Below are 15,747 nucleotides of genomic sequence, written 5' to 3' on the forward strand. Positions count from 1 at the left end.
CGTTCCCGCTGCCGTCAGCTCACCCGTCATCATGCTCCAAGTCACCTGTGTCGTACCCATAGTTCAGCCGTCGAGAGGTCCCGACGGCTGGAAAACTCACTGTTACAGGAGTGTAACGGTTACATAACACCGTGTCATATCCGCGAACGAAACCGTGACCGATCCGGTCTGGGCATCCCACTGCCATCATCGGCCGCCTCGGTGGGGGATCCCTACTCCACTCCGAGCTGCTGACGCAGGGCGATCGCCTGCGCTTCGGCATCGGGGAAGATCACCTCGGTGCGGGCACCCCCGGTGTCGGGGTCGTTGCTGAAGACCAGCCGGATCCCGAGCAGCCGCGCCTGCCCCTGCGCGATGACGAGACCGAGGCCCATGCCGCCGCCGCCGGCGGAGACGAACCGGGTCGGCCCCGTCTCGACGATGTCGGCCGGGTAGCCCGAGCCGGAGTCGGTGACGACGATGTGCTCGGGGCTCGTGGTCAGACGGATCGGGTCGGCTCCGTGTTTGATCGCGTTGACGAGCAGATTGGAGATGATGCGCTCGAACCGGCGGACGTCGGTGACGAGGAGGGCGCCACGGGCGTCGTACTGCGCGTCGATCTCATGCCCGGCGAGTGCTCCCGAGGCCGACATCGTGCCGAGCAGCGAGCGGATCGCCTGGTCGATGTCGATGCGGGTGAACTGCGGGTTCGCACGTCCCGCGTCGAGCCGGGAGACCTCGAGGAGGTCCTCGACGAGGACCTGCATCCGCTGCACCCGATCCTTGACGAGCTCGGCCGGGCGCGAATCCTCGGTGAGCAGGCTTGCGGCGTTGACGAGCCCGGTGAGCGGGGTGCGCATCTCGTGTGCGAGGTCAGCGGTGAAGCGCTGTTCGGAGTCGATGCGCTCGCTCAGCCGCGTCACCGCGGTGTCGACCGCCGAGGCGAACGCCCACACCTCCTGATCCGATTCGTCGACGACGTCGGCGATCCGGATCGACGTGTCCCCGGCGGCGATCTTCCGCGCCGCCTGTGCGCCGAGGGTGAGTCGGCGGGAGATGCGGCCGGCGACGAGCGAGCCGACACCGCCGACGACGAGGGCGGAGCCGATCATGCCGACGAGCAGGGCCTGGTCGATGCGGCCGATGAGCTCCTGGCTGTCGGCTGTCGACGCGCGCACGGAGATCACCTCGGTGTACGTGCCGACCTCGATCGGGGCCGCCGCCCACACGATCTCCTCCCCGTCGACCTCTGAGCGGATCGTCACCGACTGGCCCCTGAGCGCCTGCGCGCGGGCGTCGGCGGGCAGCTGCGGATCGTCGATGCGGGCGTTGAGCGTGAGCACCCCGGTCTCGGAGAAGATGTTGACCGCGTTCGTCAGCTGGTCGGTCACGGTCGAGCGCATCCGGTCGTCCTCGGCCCGGGCCGCGGACTGGCGCAGGATGATGCTGCACGAGAGCACCGCGATGATCACGGACGCGACGATGAGGAGGGAGATCTTCCAACGCAGCGACATGGCTCAGCCCGCGAAACGGTACCCGAAGCCGCGGACCGTCTCGATCATGTTCGCGCCGATCTTCTTGCGCAGGCGCTGGATGTGGACGTCGACGACCCGGGAGTCGCCGGCCCACTCGTAGCCCCACACCGTGAACGCGATCTTCTCCCGCGAGTACACGTGCTCGGGCTGCTCGGTGAGCAGCAGGAGGACGCGCAGCTCGGTCGGGGTGAGGTGGACCTCCTCCCCGTCGACTTCGACGGTGAGCCGTCCGGTGTCGAGGACGAGGGACCCCAGCCGGGTGCGGAACGGTCCGAGCTCACCGGACTCCGGGGCCGCCTCGGCGGTCGTCTGAGGTGAGGACGCGGGGCGCGGGGGGATCGCCACGTCGTGCGTGTCCGGGCCCGGTGACGACGTGAACTTCCCGCCGGCGCCGAGGTAGGTGTCATCGGCCGCGAGACGGGACTTGATCCGCTCCCGGGTGTCCATGCCGGGGCTCGGCCCGAGGACTTCGGGGATCCCGTCGCCGGTGATGACGCCGCCGGGGCCGATGACGGTTTCGTGTTCGTCGATCGCCTCGGTGGTGGGGGAGTAGCCGAGGCGATCGGTGCCGGCGGTGATGAAACGGCGGACGACGGCGCGGATGCGGGCGTTGAGCACCTGCATGTCGAAGGGCTTGGTGAGGTAGTCGTCGGCGCCGGCCTCGAGGGCCTGGACGATGTCGATCGCATCCGAGCGGGCCGAGATGATGATGATCGGGATGGAGGAGCGCTCGCGGATCGCGCGGCAGATCGACGCGCCGTTCATCGTCGGGAGCATGAGGTCGAGGAGGAGGACGTCGGCACCGTGGGCGGCGACGAACTCATAGCCCTCACGGCCGTCGGCGAACGCCGACACCGTGTAATCGAACTGCTCGAGCCCGATCTGGGTTGTCTCGCGGATGACCTCGTCATCCTCGACCAGCACAATATGCATTACGACTCTCCATTTAGACGCGTGAAGCGTTGTCCCGGTTCAAACCTACCGTCATGCAGGCGGAATACCTGCACCGACCAGCCCGAAGGGCAGCAGTCCTCATCACCGTCGGCGTACATCGCCTCCTGCACCACGAGCGTGCCGTTCCTGCCGGGGCTGAGCGTGAGCTGATTGCCCGTGGCGATGAGCTCGAGGCGCGGTTCGCCCTCGAACTCGCTGACGACGACCCCGGCGATGACTTCGCTCATCTGCTGCGGGTTGAGCACCGTGACGACCTGGAACTTCCGGTCGCCGCTGAGGAACGGGGTGCCGAACTTCATGCACTCCTGGCAGTCGGCGACGACCTTCGCGGTTTCCGACGCCCGACCGGTCACCGCGACCCCCGAGCTGTCCTCGACGAGGGTGCGGATGTCGGCAAGCGAATACGGCTTGTCCGCGGGCCCGGAGTCCTCGTTCGACTCGTCGAAGAGCGTCGGCGAGGTGCTTCCCGCGGGCTCGACGCGCAGCCCCCTGTCCGGCCCGCAGGCCGCGAGCGCGACGAGCAGCGCAAGCGCGCAGGCACACGCGACCAGCGTCCTGAGACCGCCTCTGGTCAGGACGCCTGCCGTGACGGCAGCGCGCGACGCGTGCGCAGACCTGCGCACTGGTGTGGGGATGGGCACGCTGTCATTTTCGCGTGTTCCCCCGCACTCGTCCACTTGGTCCGGGTTCCGGGGTGTGTGCGGGTGTCGGCTTCATGGTCGCTTGGCTGTCCAGTGCAAGGGGTGCTCGAGTGCCGGGGTCAGGGCCGTTCGGCAGTCGGGTCGAGGGTCACTCGGCTGTCGCCTCTCAGCCCGAGTCGGTACCCTGGTGGTATGGCAACGTCGAACTCCGCGAAGAAGTCCTCCAGCACCGTGTCCTACAAGGATGCGCTCAAAGTGGGGCTGGTCTGCGGCGTCGCCGTTCTCATCCTCTCGATCATCGTCACCCGCGCATGGCAGGACTCCGATGCGTTCGGTTATGCCTTCATCTACGCCGGGATCGCATTCGTCCTCGTCAGCGCTCTGTCCGCGGTGCTCAACTGGGTGATGCGCAACGACACGCAGAACGACGACCAGTCCTACCCCGTCCTCAAGTAGGGTCCCCGGGGCAGGCGCGAGGATCGTCGAACCGACTCGTGCTCCCACCCGACCGCCGCCCTCACCTCAGCTCACACGTGCGACTCGGGAGCCGCCTCGGCGCAGGATGACGGCAAGGGCACCGACACCGGCGAGGACGGCCAGGCCGCCGAGGGCCGCGAACATCGGGCCATCAGTCTGGGCGACGGACTGTCCGCGCAGCGCCTGCACGGTGGCCAGGGCGACGACGCCGAGATAGAACAGCGCGACGATCCGCACGAGGCCGACCCGCACCGATGCCGGCCGCAGCCGCGGCCACCGACGCCCGAGGAGGACGAGTCCGAGGGCGGCGAACGGGATGATCTGGAGCGCGTGGATCCCGAGGAAATGGGGGACGCGGATGTCGCCCGCCTCGGTGTTCCAGCCGGTGATCGGCATCATCGGACCGCCGTCGACGGCTCCGACGCTGTGAGCGCCGGCCAGACCCTGCGCCTCGGCGGCGTCCATGTCGACGACGTTGAGCTCGCCGACGGTCATGAGGAACGCGATCGCCATGCCGATGAGACCGATCGCGGTGCCCCAGCGGATGCCGGCGGCGATGCCCCGGTCGGGCAGTCGGCGGAACGCGAGCACGATGCCGAGGACGAGATTCGCCAGCCACACCACGGTGATGAGCCCGCCCATGCCGTAGTACAGGCCCGCGTCGAGTGGTGTGCGCACGTTGAAATGGCTCATCTGGCCGCGGATGATCTGCACGACGATGAAGGCGAGCTCGACCGAGATCCCGATCGCGATGATCGTTCCGAGCACCCGGCCGATGCGGCTGCGACGGGGCAGGAACTGGAGCATCCAGGCGATCGTCACGGTGTAGATCGCGATCGAGATGCCGAACTTTGCGGCCTTGTGCCAGATCGGCGCCCCGACGAGGGTGCGGTCGTCGGTGAAGTACCCGACCGTGGCGATGACGGCGATGAGGGCGGCGAAGACCGCGGCTGCGATGAGGGGGCGATGGAGTCGGGAGAGTCCGGAGGCGATCGTCGCCGGATGCAGGGTGGTCTCGCCGAGGCGGCCCGTCGACGCGGGGGTCGCGCCGTTCTCCCGGGGTCGTCCGACGTCATTGTCAGATAGTCCGCTATCCATAAACAGATAGTAGACTATCCGGAGTGGGCGTGCAAGAGTGCTCGCCGACGGAACTGATGGGGAGGGCGATGCGGATTTCTCAGCTCAGCGAGCAGACCGGGGTGCCGATCCCGCGGATCAAGTACTACATCCGCGAGGGCCTCGTGCCGCGGGCGACCGTCACCGCCGAGGATCCCGGCGGGTACGGCAGCGACCATGTCCACCGGGTGCGGCTCGTGCGCGCGATGGTGACGATCGGCGGCATGTCGATCGCGTCGGCGCGGGCGGTGCTCGCCGAGCTCGATTCGCCGCAGCCGCAGGTGCCCGTCGCGCTCGGTCAGGCGATCATCGGGGTCAACGCCCGCCCCGGCGACCCCGATCCCGGCGGTGGGACGCCGAGCGCCCGCGAGCAGGCCGCCGCCCTCATCGCCGCCCTCATCGCCGACCGCGACTGGAATCTCGCGGCGGATGAGCCGGCGCTCGCCCCGCTCATCACCGCAGTGGAGACGATGATCGACACGGGGCATGAGGATCTGCTCGGCCATCTCGATGTCTACGCCGAGGCGGCCGAGCGCATCGCCGACGCCGACGTCGCGAGCCTCGCCCCCACCGACGACCCCGCGACGATCGTCGAGAAGTCGGTTCTCGGCACGGTGCTCGGCTCGGTCTTCATCGACAGTCTGCGCAAGCTCGCGCACTCCGACCGCGCGAGACGCCTCTTCTGGCCGGCCGAGGACCTCGCCCGCGCAGCTCGCGAGGATTCCGGGGAGGCGGGAGAGTCCGGGGAGTCCGGGAAGTCCGGCGCGTCCGGGGAGTCTGGAGGGGTGCCGTCGCAGCCGGATGCCGGGCCGCAGGAGTCCAGCGAGGGGCCGGAAGGGGCCTAGAAGTGCCCGGTCTGTCACCGGCTCTCAGGTCTGCGGAAGGGTGAAGGCGATTGTGCGCCGCCCCCAGGGTGAATTCGAAGCTGAGATCACCATGGAAGCGGCGCAGAACCTCGAGATCACCATGGAAGCGGCGCAGAGCCTTGGGGCCTGCCCCGCCGGAGGGGCCCGTCTACCGGAATCGCAGGAGCCGGAGACTATTGAGGATGACGAACACCGAGGAGAACGCCATCGCGGCACCGGCGATCATCGGGCTGAGCAGTCCGGCCGCGGCGATCGGGATCGCTGCCGTGTTGTACGCGAAGGCCCAGAACAGGTTGCCCTTGATGAGCCCGAGCGTCCGCCGCGACAGGCGGATCGCCTGCGGGATCTGCCGCGGATCCGACCGCACCATCGTGATGTCCGAGGCCGCCATCGCCGCGTCCGTGCCCGAGCCCATCGCGATGCCGAGGTCGGCGCCGGCCAGGGCCGCGGCATCGTTGATGCCGTCGCCGACCATCGCGACCGAGCGTCCGTCCGCCTGGAGTTCGTCGACGACGGCGATCTTGCCCTCGGGACGGACGTCGGCGACGACCTCGGTGATCCCGAGCTTGCCGGCGACCGCCTCGGCGGCTGAGGCATTGTCCCCGGTCAGCAGCACCGTGCGCAGACCGAGGCGATGGAGTTCGGAGATCGCCGAGGCGGCCCCGTCCCTCACCTCGTCGGCGACGAACGTCAGCCCGCGGAAGTCCCCGTCGACGGCCAGTGCGACGAGCGTCGCGCCCGCCGGAACCGCGTCGGGGGCGACGTCGACCGTGATCCCGCGTTCGCGGAGCAGATCGGGCCGACCGGCGATGACCTCGCGTCCGTCGATCCTCGCCTCGAGCCCTCCGCCGGGGATCGCGGTGAAGTCCTCGACCCTCGCCGAGGCGGTCGCCGCCCCGGCCGTGACACGCTCCGCCCGTGACGCCTCGACGATCGCGCGGGCCACCGGGTGCTCGCTCTGCTCTTCGAGGCGGGCGAGCACGGCGAAGTCCGCGTCGGACAGCTGCGAGCCGATGAGCGTCATCACGCCCGTCGTCAGAGTCCCGGTCTTGTCGAGCACGACGGTGTCGATCGACCGCGTCGACTCGAGCGCCTCGGGGCCCGAGACGAGGATCCCCAGCTGCGAACCGCGGCCCGAGGACACGGCGAGGGCCGTCGGGGTCGCCAGCCCGAGCGCACAGGGACACGCGATGATGAGGACCGTGAGCGCCGCATGCAGGCCCATCGCCCAGTCGCCGCTGATGAGACCCCATGCGAGGAACGTCAGCACGCTGATGACGAAGACGATCGGCACGAACACCGCCGAGATGCGATCGGCGAGGCGCTGTACGGCCGGTTTGCCCAGCTGTGCGCGGCTGACGAGATCGGCCATTGCCGCCAGCGTCGTCTCCGCGCCGACGCGTTCGGCGCGGACCTCGAGCACCCCTGAGGTGTTGATCGTCGCACCGGTGACGGTGTCGCCGACCCCGACCTCGACGGGGGCGGATTCGCCGGTGAGCATCGCCTCGTCGACAGCCGAGTGACCGGCGACGATGACCCCGTCGGTGGCGATCTTCTCGCCCGGACGGACGCGGAAGACGTCACCGACGCGGAGTTCGGCGATGGGCACCTGAACTTCGACGCGCTCGCCGGAACCGGACATGTCACCTGAATGACCGGACAGGCCACCTGAATGAGGGGACCCCGGACCGGAATCGGATGAGCCCTCGCCTGCCCCCGCCTCGGCACCGGGAGAACCGGGATCGGCCGCACGCAGCACGGTCGCCGACTTCGCTCCGAGGTCGAGCAGCATGCGCAGGGCGGCGGTCGCGCGGTTCTTCGCACGATCCTCGGTGAGCTTGCCGATGAGGAGGAACACGGTGATCGCCGCTGCCGCCTCGAACCACACGTGGTAGGTCCCGGGGATCGCCCAGCCGTGCCCGTCGACGACTGCCCGCAGCAGCGTCGCGTACGAGTACCCGCTGGCGACGATGATGCCGACGCTGACGAGGGTGTCCATCGTCGTCGACCCGCCCCGGGCGGCCTTGAACGCCGCGGAATGGAACGGCCACGCACCCCACGTGACGACCGGGAGGGCGAGGAGCCCGACGACCCACTGCCAGCCCGGGAAGTGCCAGCTCATCACCATCGAGACGGCGATGATCGGCACCGCGAGGATGAGGGAGCCGATGAACCGCGGCCGCAGGTGCCGGGGGTCGTAGTCGACGATCTCGGGACCCGCCGAGGCGGCTTTCCGCACGCTCGCACCGTACCCGGCCTTCTCGACGGCGGCGGTGACGTCGCCGTCGGTGAGGTCGGAGTCGATGACGACGTGGGCGGTGTTGAGCGGCAGATTGACCTCAGCGGTCACCCCGTCGAGGCGCGAGAGCCTCTTCTCGATCCGGGCCGAGCACGATGCGCAGGTCATTCCCGTGATGTCGAGATCAACCTCGCGCGACATCACTTGACCTCGTAGCCCGCTTCGTCGACCGCGGCGCGGATGTCCGCGTCGTCGAGGTCGGTGGTCGAGGTGATCGTCACGGGGGAGTCCCCGCCGGCGTTGAGGTCGACGGCGACGTCGGTCACGCCGGTCAGCGCACCGATCTCCTCCGTGACCGAGGCGACGCAGTGGCCGCAGGTCATTCCGCTGACGGTGATCGTGGTGGTGGTCATGTCTCCTGCTTTCTTCGCACGTCTCGCCGGCCGGTCGACCGGCGATCGACGCCGTGCCTCATCAGGTCAGCGCAGCCTCGGCGGGATGACCGTCCCGAGAGGAAGGGGGACGGAGCCCTGGAGGGGCGCTCAGCTCTTGATGAGTCGGGCGATGGCGGCTGAAGCCTCCTCGATCTTCTTGCGCGCTTCGTCCTCGCCGGCGGCGGAGGCGTCGACGACGCAGTGAGCGATATGCTCTTCGAGGAGGTTGATGGAGACCGCGTGCAGTGCGGCTGTGGCTGCCGAGACCTGGGTGAGGATGTCGATGCAGTACTTGTCCTCATCGATCATCTTCGCGATCCCGCGGACCTGTCCTTCGATCCGCTTCATCCGGCGTTCCAGAGCGTCTTTCTGCGGGGTGTATCCATGTTGCTCAGTCATGACCTGACTTTATACCCCCGTAGGGTATAGCGCAACCCCCGCCGAGGCGGTCCCTGTGCGATTCGTCTCATCACCCCGCCCGCGTCGCCCCGGTGCTCCTAGAATCGAGGCATGCGTGCTGTCAGACTGTTCCGCTTCCCCGTCAAGGGGTTCCCGGCAGAGGAGATCGCCGAGACGGTCGTCGATGCGAACCGCGGCATCCTCGGCGACCGGGTCGCCGCCTTCACGAACGGAAGCCTCGACGTCCCCGCCGACCAGTGGCAGCGATACTCCGCCTTCACGGTCCTGAAGAACGACCCTGACCTGCAGAGATGGCAGGTGGCCAGTGCCCCCGCCGAGGCGGTTCCCGCGCTCACGCTGACCGCGCCGGACGGGGAGGCGACGACCTTCCGCGCCGACGATTTCGAGAGCCGGGCCACCGCGGCGGAGTTCCTCGGCGCCCGCATACCCCCACAGGGCAGTTTTCCGCGCAGTCTCGTCGTCGCCGGACAGGGCATGTTCGACTCCCGTGAGTCCGGCATCTCGCTCATCAACCCCGCCACGGTCGCGGCCATCGGCGCCACCGACGAGGGGCGGGCGGCACTCGGCGCCGGCGACGACCTCGACCCGCTGCGCTTCCGCGGCAACGTCCTCCTCGACGGGCTCGCGCCGTTCGCCGAGTTCGGTCTCATCGGCCGGATCATCCGCCTCGGCGGGGTGCGGCTGGCGATCAGCCAGGCCATCGAGCGCTGCCCGGCGACGACCGTCAACCCGGTGACCACCGAGGTCGACGTCAACGTTCCGCGCCTGCTGGCCTCCGCGTGCGGCCACGTCCACTGCGGGGTCTATGGGCGGATCCTCGAGTCCGGGGTGATCACCGCCGGCGATGAGATCGTCGTCGAGGGCGAGGCGCCCCGGGAGCACGTGCCCACGGCGCGGACCCCGCGCTTCATGACGGTGCTCGACTCCCGGCAGATCTGCCACGACACCGTGGAGATCTCCCTGCGCGACGAACTCGGCTGGATCCGGGAGTTCGACGAGCCGGGGACCAATCTGCGCGTCCACCTCGAACTCGGGGCGCCGTTCTGGCGGACATATACGATCACCGACGTCACCGACGACATCGTCTCGATCGCCGTGCGCACGCAGGGCAAGGGGTCCCGGGCCGTTGCGAGCCTGCCGGCCGGGGAACGGGTGCTCGCGTCAGGACCGCATGGAACGATGACGGCAGATCGCGTCTTCGGCGGCACGACGGCGCTCATCACCGCAGGCATCGGGATCACCCCGAGCCTCGGACTGCTGCGCGAAGCGGCCCGTCAGCCGGTGGCCGTCGGGGCCGGCATACCCGGCAGCGGGGCTGAAGCACCTGCCGACGGGACTGAGGGCGTTGCCGTCGGGGCCGGCGCCTCCGTCGGCGGCAGCGCTGTGCCCGCAGCCGAGCGGCTCAGGCTCCTCCACGTCGACCGGGACCAGCGCACGGCGTGCCTGTGGAATCGGCTCCTCGACCGCGCCCACGGCACCGGTCTCCCCGTCGAGGCGCAGCATCGGGACACTGCGGTGGCCGGCCGCCCCGACCACGCCGAGCTCGTCGCGCTGCTGACCGGCTGCGACAACGTCATGGTGTGCGGGCCCGCGGACTTCACGCGCGCCGTCCTCGCCGCGGCCGATGAGGCCGGGGTGCCCGGCGTCCACCAGGAGACCTTCGCGTCCCCGCGGTCCGGGATGACCGAGGCGATCGCCGAATGGCCTCCCGCCGAGGTGACCCTCGCCGATTCGGGGACGAGCTTCCTCTGGGAGCCGACCCAGGGCACTCTCCTCGAGGCACTCGAGGCGCGCGGCATGCAGGCGGCGAGTTCGTGCCGCGGCGGATCGTGCGGCACCTGCTCGGTGCGGCTCGCCGCCGGTGCCGTCGCCTACCCGATCGAACCGGCAGCCCAGGTCGCCGCCGACGAGGTGCTCGTGTGCTCGGCCGTCCCCGCCGGTCCGATCAGCCTCGCCCTCTGACGGTTCCGACCGGGCCGGACAGCCCGGGCCGGACAGCCCGGGTGACACGATCCCGGCACGGCCGGGTGACACAATGGGGCCATGACGACCCCGGCCGACGAGACGACGCGTCCGACGCTCACGCGTGCGCTCGTGCGTCCCGTCGTGCGGCTCAGCCGTCGGGTGCGCTACGGGGTTGCCGGGCGGATCATGTTCGCGAACTCGGTCATGCTCGTCGGCATCATGGTCCTGACGACGAGCCTGCTCTACCTCCAGCTCTCGCAGATCAACACCGCCCGCCAGCAGGATCTCCTCCGCTCGGCCGCGGACAGCATCTCGCTGTCCCTCGGCATCGTCGACGCCGGTGACACCGACGTCAGCGATGACCTCCTCGCGCCGTCCTCCCGCGCCGACGTGCGCTCGATGCTCAACAACGTCGTCAACGAGTATCAGTTCGACACCGCAGCGGTCGTGCCGATCGACTACCTGCGCACCCCGCCCTCGCTCGGGTCCGCCGATCGCCGGGTCGCGATGGAGCGCAACATCGTCACCGCATCCTCGGGTGACATCCCCGATGACTCGATCGACCAGCTCGCCGCGTCGATCGGCCCCACCCGCATCCTCAGCGGGCGCTCCGTCGTCCGGTTCCTCGACGACGGCGGGGAGGGCGGCGGCACGATGTACGTCGTCACCCCGGTCTTCGCGAAGCATCTGGGCATCGACGAGGTGGGACCGAACACCGTCGTCGGCGCCGTCATCGTCGGCAACTCCGCCGACGCCGTCCGGGCCGGCTTCCTCGCCCAGAGCAAATGGCTCATCGGCATCGCGATCGCGACTCTGCTGCTCGGCATCGGCGCCTCGTGGGTGACCTCGCGCGGTCTGCGCCGAGTCACCGGCGACTACGGCGCCAACGAGCTGCGGGGCATCATCGAGTTCTACTCCTCCGTGCTCAAAGCGGTCTCCGAGGGTCTGCTGCTCATCGACCGGTCGCTCGGGATCGTCCTCATCAACGCCGAGGCGCGCCAACTCCTCGGCCTCCCGAGCGTCGGCACGAAGCGGCAGGGTGCGGGGTCGGCGGCGGATGGTACGGGGTCCGCCGAGGATGCGGGCGCGGGTCCCGGTGACGCGGCAGGCGTGGGATCCGACGAGACTCGTGGGCAGACCGGAACGACCGCGGACTCCGCAACGACCTTGGGAACAGGAACTACCGCGACCGACGGAACCCCTGCGGATTCCCGGGCGAAGCGGGACACCGAGGTGACTGCGGACACCGAGGTGACTGGGGCCTCCGCGACCGCCTCGGCGAGCGCCACACCCACCACCGCCTCGGCGAGCTCGAAGTCCACCACGACCACTCCCGACGCCGTCGAATCGACGACACCCGAGGGCGGCATCCCGCTGTCGGACCTCGAGCTGCCCGAGGCGCTCATCGACCTCCTGGCGTCGGGCCGCTGGGCCCGCAACGAGTTCCACTACACCGACGATCGGGTGCTCATCGTCAACCAGCAGCCGACCGATGAGGGCAGCGACACGTGGGTCGTGACGATGCGCGATCACACCGAGCTCGCCGAGCTCACCGGTGAGCTCGTCTCGGTGCGCTCGTTCTCCGATTCGCTGCGCGCGCAGACCCACGAGTACGCGAACCGCCTGCACATGGTCATCTCCCTCCTCGAGACCGGTCATGTCGACGAGGCGATCGACTTCGCCGCGAAGGACCTCGACGACCTCAGCCGGGTCACCGGCGACGGGCAGATGAGCTTCGACCATCCCGTCCTCTCGGCGCTCCTGCTCTCGAAGATCGCCCAGGCCGGCGAGGTTGGCATCGACATGACGGTCGACACGGTCGGACTCACCGGCAGCCTCGGCGGGGATGACCGGGACCTCGCGACGATCCTCGGCAACCTCATCGACAATGCCTTCGACGCCCTGAGCAGGCAGGACGTGCTGCCGGAGAACAAGCGCGTCCACGTCCACCTCAGCGGCGCGGGCGGTGCGAGCGGGTTCACGATCGAGGTCAGCGACGACGGACCCGGCATCGCCGAGGAGGACCTCGACGCGATCTTCGAGCGGGGCTGGTCGACGAAGCACGACGGGGTGACGACCGACAGCGGGCGCGGCCGCCAGCAGACGGGCACCAGGGGAGTCGGACTCTCGCTCGTCGTCCAGGCCGTCCGCCGCCTCGGCGGGGCCATCGACGTCCAGGGCCGCGGCGAGGACGGAGACGAGTTCAGCGGGGCCGTGCTCACCGTCTGGCTGCCCGACGACATGGCCGCCGCACAGCGGACTCGGACTACCGAACAGTAGCGCCGGAGCGGGCCACAGGGAGGCTTGCCGACCGGCGCCGTCGGGCGACGACGGCCGTCGTCGCGGATGTGCCGAGCCTGGAACACATTCCCCGCAGCGCCCGTCGGACAGCGGTCTAGACTGGCGGCATGTCAGAGAGTTCTCAGCCTGATTCGAGCATCGGTGTGCTCGTCGTCGAGGACGAGGCCGTGGCGGCCCGCGCTCACGCGAAGTACATCGAGCGCATCGACGGCTACCACGTCGCCGGGGTCGCGAAGAACGCGACGCAGGCGATGGCGGCGCTGACCGGCAAGATCCTCGGCCTCGACCCCGACGGCATCGATCTCGTCCTCCTCGACATGAACCTCCCCGACGGTCACGGCCTCCAGGTCTGCCGGGCGATCCGCGGGCAGCGCGTCGACGTCGACATCATCGCGGTCACCGCCGCCCGCGACATGCAGATCGTCCAGGAGGCGCTGTCCTACGGGGTCGCGCAGTACATCATCAAGCCCTTCACGTTCCCCGTCTTCAAGTCGAAGCTCGACGCGTACTCCTCGTATCGCTTCCGCCTCGGCGCGGACTGTCCCGACGGCGAGGTGACGCAGAACGAGGTCGACACCGCGATCGCGGCCCTGCGCACGCACACCGTGACCGCGACCCCGAAGGGGGTTCCCGACGGGGTGCAGGGGGAGGTCAGGGGAGTGCTCACGGACAAGCCGGGGCAGTCCGCCGCCGAGGTGGCCACGAGCCTCGGCGTCTCCCGGGTCACCGCGCGTCGCTACCTCGAGGCGATGGCCGATGCGGGCATGCTCGAGCGCCGTCCCCGCTACGGCTCCGCCGGGCGCCCCGTCCTCGAATACACCGTCGTCGAACAGGAGTGAACCGGGACGTCCGCGGCCCGTGCGTCTGGGCGGCGGGCTCACCCCAGGGTGCGCAGGTGCTCGATCGCGAGCCGCGCGCAGTAGCCGATCGACGCATCGAGCTCCGGTTGGGAGAACGTCGCGATCGATGACCGGGTGAACACGGCGATGCTGTAGGCGGAGCCGTCGCTGTCGACGACGACCCCGGCCTCGTGCCGGAAGTTGAGGAACGTGCCCGTCTTCCCGTAGTACTGGACGGCATCCATCGGGAAGCCGGCGGCGATGCGATGGCGGAAGATCTGCTTCTGCAGCAGGCGCCGCAGCGTCGCCGACCCCTCGGGTCCGAGCAGCCGCCCGGTGTGGATGAGTTCGAAGAGCTTCGCGGTGGCGCGCACGGTGCCGGTGTTGAATGCCGAATCGGGCAGCTGCGGAACCCGCCCGGAGCGGGCGTCGGCGGCCGCGACGGCCAGGGCCTGCGCCTCATCGCCGGCGGCCACCTCGGCGAGGACGTCGTAGAGGTGGGACATCGGTGAGGTCACTTCGAACGACCGGATCCCGCCGCGGTGGAGCACGGTCATGATCCGGTCGGGTCCGACGAGGTCGAAGAGCGTGTCCGCGGCGGCGTTGTCGCTCACCGACAGGGCCATCGCGGCGAGATCGCGGACGCTCATCTCGACGGGGTCGAGGAGTCCCGCGATCCCCGTCCCGCCCGGGGTCGAGTGCGCCGGATCGACGAGGAGGCGCTGCGTGAGGTCGACGGCGCCGTCGGCGGCCGCGTCGAGGAGACCGGCGATGACGGCGACCTTGCCCACCGAGGCGAGCGGAATCCGCGCCGATTCCCGGATGCCCAGCGACCGGTGCGTGCCGAGGTGCTCCGCAAAGAGGAAGCCCTGCGCACCGAGGCCGGTCCACACTCCGTTGATCTCGTCGATGACGGTCGTCGCGCTCACGGTCGGAACAGCCTCTCATCGGCGTAGCGGCCGTCCCCGTCGGGGACCACCGCGTGCGTACGGTGGGGACGGGCCCCGAGGATCTCCGCGATCGCCGCTCTGAGCGCCGGGGCGGTCTCCATGAGTCCGGCGAGATCGCAGCTCTCCGACCCGACGACCTCGACGCGGCGGGCGAGTTCGACATCCCGGAGACTCCGGTGGGGAAGGCTGTGGGTGCGGGCCGTCTGCGGCGTGCACAGGAGCACCGACTCATGGGCGAAGACGTGGGTGACCGCGTCGAACTCGGAGTCGGCGACCCGCAGCTGCCCGAGGTGGATGCCGCGGGCGACGAGCGGGGTGAGCAGCCCGGAGTCGTGGAGGAGCCCGGCGTCCTCGGGCAGGAGGGTCACCGACTCCCGCTCTGCATGCCGGCCGAAGCCCATGCCCGGCGGCATGCCCCGCAGGTCCGCGGCGCTGATGCTCGAGGGTTCGGAGTGCGGGGCGAACCTCGGCGAGGCGGCGACGAGGTCGACGACGAGGTCGCTGACCTGACGCCGCCGTGACGTCGTCGCCGGTGCCCCGAGTCCGCGCACGTCGAGGCCCGCGTCGATCTCCCCGGCGCCGATGAGGTCATCGAGGTCCGCGGCCTCCGCCGGCGTGAAGCGCGGGGGAGCGCCGGCAAGGCGCAGCTCGCGGGTGGCGGCGATGAGGACGGCGGGGTCGAGCTGCCCGCTCACCCCGATGACGAGCCCCCGATCGCGACGGCCGGCGGTCTCGGCGAGCCCGTCGATGCGGCGGAGGATCTCGAGGACGTCGGGCAGCACCGCGCGGCCGGCGGCGGTGAGCCGGATCCGCCGTGAACTGCGATCGAAGAGGCGGACGCCGAGGTGCTTCTCGAGCTCGGCGACACCGCGGGAGATCGGCGGCTGCGCGAGCGAGAGCTCGTCGGCGGCCCGCGTGAAGCTCTCATGTTCGGCGACGGCGCGGAACATTTCGAGGCTCTTGAGGAGGTTCATCGACCCGATTCCACCTGGACGTATATCAGAAAGTGCATAGTTCGAACTCCATGTGAT

At 69.8% G+C, this 15,747-nt stretch carries 14 protein-coding genes; 5 read left to right on the forward strand and 9 right to left on the reverse strand.

All coding sequences use genetic code 11. The features are described from left to right. Positions 1-212 precede the first annotated feature (212 nt). Genes ABD154_RS04380 through ABD154_RS04390 form a run of 3 tightly spaced genes read right to left on the reverse strand, consistent with a single transcriptional unit; the run spans position 213 to position 3,109 of the window. The gene (locus ABD154_RS04380) at positions 213-1,493 is read right to left on the reverse strand and encodes a sensor histidine kinase (RefSeq protein ID WP_344250307.1); all 1,281 of its coding nucleotides are present in this window, start codon (positions 1,491-1,493) and stop codon (positions 213-215) included. Between the two features lie 3 nt (positions 1,494-1,496). Further along, entirely contained in the window at positions 1,497-2,447 is a 951-nt protein-coding gene (locus ABD154_RS04385) for a response regulator transcription factor (RefSeq protein ID WP_137824929.1), read from the reverse strand. Further along, on the reverse strand, positions 2,447-3,109 hold the full coding sequence (locus ABD154_RS04390) for a hypothetical protein (protein ID WP_232623760.1): 663 nt from the start codon (positions 3,107-3,109) through the stop codon (positions 2,447-2,449). The genes ABD154_RS04385 and ABD154_RS04390 overlap by 1 nt, the downstream gene beginning before the upstream one ends. 192 nt (positions 3,110-3,301) lie before the next feature. Here ABD154_RS04390 and ABD154_RS04395 point away from each other — a divergent pair, with 192 nt between their 5' ends. After that, positions 3,302-3,565 carry a hypothetical protein gene (locus ABD154_RS04395; protein WP_137824930.1) on the forward strand — a complete coding sequence of 88 codons (264 nt, stop codon included), beginning with the start codon at positions 3,302-3,304 and terminating at the stop codon, positions 3,563-3,565. Positions 3,566-3,631: 66 nt separating this feature from the next. Here ABD154_RS04395 and ABD154_RS04400 read toward each other — a convergent pair whose 3' ends face one another. Then, positions 3,632-4,684 carry a hypothetical protein gene (locus tag ABD154_RS04400; protein WP_344250311.1) on the reverse strand — a complete coding sequence of 351 codons (1,053 nt, stop codon included), beginning with the start codon at positions 4,682-4,684 and terminating at the stop codon, positions 3,632-3,634. Positions 4,685-4,752: 68 nt separating this feature from the next. Between ABD154_RS04400 and ABD154_RS04405 the strand changes: the two genes are divergently transcribed. Beyond that, positions 4,753-5,547 carry a MerR family transcriptional regulator gene (locus tag ABD154_RS04405; protein ID WP_344250313.1) on the forward strand — a complete coding sequence of 265 codons (795 nt, stop codon included), beginning with the start codon at positions 4,753-4,755 and terminating at the stop codon, positions 5,545-5,547. A 169-nt stretch (positions 5,548-5,716) separates the two neighbouring features. Here ABD154_RS04405 and ABD154_RS04410 read toward each other — a convergent pair whose 3' ends face one another. The 3 genes from ABD154_RS04410 to ABD154_RS04420 form a co-directional block, all read right to left on the reverse strand. Continuing rightward, complete coding sequence (locus ABD154_RS04410) at positions 5,717-8,008, reverse strand: heavy metal translocating P-type ATPase (protein WP_344250315.1); 2,292 nt, start codon at positions 8,006-8,008, stop codon at positions 5,717-5,719. Next, positions 8,008-8,220, reverse strand: coding sequence for a heavy-metal-associated domain-containing protein (locus ABD154_RS04415; protein WP_198499969.1), 213 nt, complete (start codon positions 8,218-8,220; stop codon positions 8,008-8,010). Before ABD154_RS04415 ends, ABD154_RS04410 begins: the two co-directional genes overlap by 1 nt. A gap of 129 nt (positions 8,221-8,349) precedes the next feature. Then, on the reverse strand, positions 8,350-8,640 hold the full coding sequence (locus ABD154_RS04420; RefSeq protein ID WP_137824935.1) for a metal-sensitive transcriptional regulator: 291 nt from the start codon (positions 8,638-8,640) through the stop codon (positions 8,350-8,352). A 111-nt stretch (positions 8,641-8,751) separates the two neighbouring features. Here ABD154_RS04420 and ABD154_RS04425 point away from each other — a divergent pair, with 111 nt between their 5' ends. The 3 genes from ABD154_RS04425 to ABD154_RS04435 all read left to right on the forward strand — a co-directional run bounded on the left by ABD154_RS04425 (position 8,752) and on the right by ABD154_RS04435 (position 13,766). Beyond that, positions 8,752-10,623: an MOSC domain-containing protein gene (locus ABD154_RS04425; protein ID WP_344250319.1), complete on the forward strand. Its 1,872-nt coding sequence runs from the start codon at positions 8,752-8,754 to the stop codon at positions 10,621-10,623. A gap of 81 nt (positions 10,624-10,704) precedes the next feature. Beyond that, the gene (locus ABD154_RS04430; protein ID WP_344250321.1) at positions 10,705-12,906 is read left to right on the forward strand and encodes an ATP-binding protein; all 2,202 of its coding nucleotides are present in this window, start codon (positions 10,705-10,707) and stop codon (positions 12,904-12,906) included. A 128-nt stretch (positions 12,907-13,034) separates the two neighbouring features. Continuing rightward, complete coding sequence (locus tag ABD154_RS04435; protein WP_198499966.1) at positions 13,035-13,766, forward strand: response regulator; 732 nt, start codon at positions 13,035-13,037, stop codon at positions 13,764-13,766. Between the two features lie 38 nt (positions 13,767-13,804). On the opposite strand, the gene ABD154_RS04440 is transcribed toward ABD154_RS04435, so the two are convergent. After that, entirely contained in the window at positions 13,805-14,695 is an 891-nt protein-coding gene (locus ABD154_RS04440) for a serine hydrolase (RefSeq protein WP_198499965.1), read from the reverse strand. Then, positions 14,692-15,690 (reverse strand): LysR family transcriptional regulator, encoded by a 999-nt coding sequence (locus ABD154_RS04445; protein WP_344250324.1) that lies wholly within the window; start codon positions 15,688-15,690, stop codon positions 14,692-14,694. The genes ABD154_RS04440 and ABD154_RS04445 overlap by 4 nt, the downstream gene beginning before the upstream one ends. Between the last annotated feature and the right edge of the window lie 57 nt (positions 15,691-15,747).

The sequence above is a fragment of the Brevibacterium sanguinis genome (assembly GCF_039528855.1).
In the GTDB taxonomy this organism is placed as follows: Bacteria; Actinomycetota; Actinomycetes; order Actinomycetales; family Brevibacteriaceae; genus Brevibacterium; species Brevibacterium sanguinis.